The sequence below is a fragment of the Dietzia sp. UBA5065 genome (genome assembly GCA_002415925.1).
GTDB lineage: Bacteria > Actinomycetota > Actinomycetes > Mycobacteriales > Mycobacteriaceae > Dietzia.
Window position 1 is genome coordinate 2,374 of sequence record DIAZ01000183.1, and the last position, 1,290, is coordinate 3,663.

A 1,290-nucleotide genomic window follows, 5' to 3' on the forward strand; every position below is an offset into this window, starting at 1 on the left:
GTGGCCGTCACCCCGTCCGGCGGCTCCCTGCTGGCGGACCCGCTGTTCTCGGCCGGGCTCGAGCGCATCGGCTACGCCGCCAACGACGTCATGGAGGGCCGCGCCGAGCGCGCCCTGGCCCACGCCACCAGCGGCCACCTGCTCCAGCAGAACCTCATCTGCCTCCTGGAAGGACGCCCCGCATGAGCGCCCCCGCATCCGGACCCCACGGCTCCGGTCTGCCCGCCGCCGTCCTCGGCACCGGCCAGACCCACCACGTCTCCCGACGCGCCGACGTCTCCATGGCCGGGCTCTGCCGCGAGGCGATCGACGCCGCCATGTCCGACGCCGGGGTGGGCTGGGAGGACATCGACGCGGTGATCGTGGGCAAGGCCCCCGACCTCTTCGAGGGCGTCATGATGCCGGAGCTGATGATGGCCGATGCGCTCGGCGCCGTCGGCAAGCCGCTCCTGCGCGTCCACACGGCCGGGTCCGTCGGCGGCTCCACCGCGGTCGTCGCCGCCTCCCACGTGCAGTCCGGCCGCTACCGCCGCGTCCTGGCCGTGGCGTGGGAGAAGCAGTCCGAGTCCAACGCCATGTGGGCGCTCTCGCTTCCCGTGCCGTTCACCGCGCCCGTGGGCGCCGGGGCCGGCGGCTACTTCGCCCCCCACGTGCGCTCGTACATCCGCACCACCGGCGCCCCCGAGCACGTGGGCGCGATGGTCGCGGTCAAGGACCGGCTCAACGGCTCCATCAACCCGCACGCGCACCTCAAGCAGCCCGACATCACCGTGGACAAGGTGCTGGCCGGCCAGATGCTGTGGGACCCGATCAGGTTCGACGAGACCTGCCCGTCCTCCGACGGCGCCTGCGCGATCGTGATCGGCGACGCCGACGCGGCCGAGGCGGTCGAGTCCGCCGGCCGGCAGGTGGCGTGGATCCACGCCACCGCGCTGCGCACCGAGCCCGGCACCTACGCGTTCCGCAACTACCGCAACCCGCAGGCCGGCCGCGACGCCGCCGCCGCGCTGTGGGCCGAGGCCGGGATCACCAACCCGGCCGAGGAGATCGACGCGGCCGAGATCTACGTGCCCTTCTCCTGGTTCGAGCCCATGTGGCTGGAGAACCTGGGCTTCTGCGCCGAGGGCGAGGGGTGGAAGATGGTCGAGTCCGGGGCCACCGCCCGCGACGGCTCGCTGCCCGTCAACCCGTCCGGCGGGGTCCTGTGCTCCAACCCGATCGGCGCCTCCGGCATGCTCCGCTTTGCCGAGGCCGCCCGGCAGGTCATGAACCTGTCTCTTATACACATCT

At 73.0% G+C, this 1,290-nt stretch carries 1 protein-coding gene and 1 pseudogene; both read left to right on the plus strand.

Going from position 1 to position 1,290, the window contains the following annotated elements:
* Window positions 1-186: pseudogene (locus B4M60_RS15130) on the plus strand (lipid-transfer protein); the annotation flags it as partial.
* On the plus strand, window positions 183-1,290 hold a 1,108-nt coding region (locus B4M60_RS15135), incomplete at its 3' end, for a thiolase domain-containing protein (protein ID WP_291085921.1). The pseudogene B4M60_RS15130 and the gene B4M60_RS15135, both read left to right, overlap by 4 nt.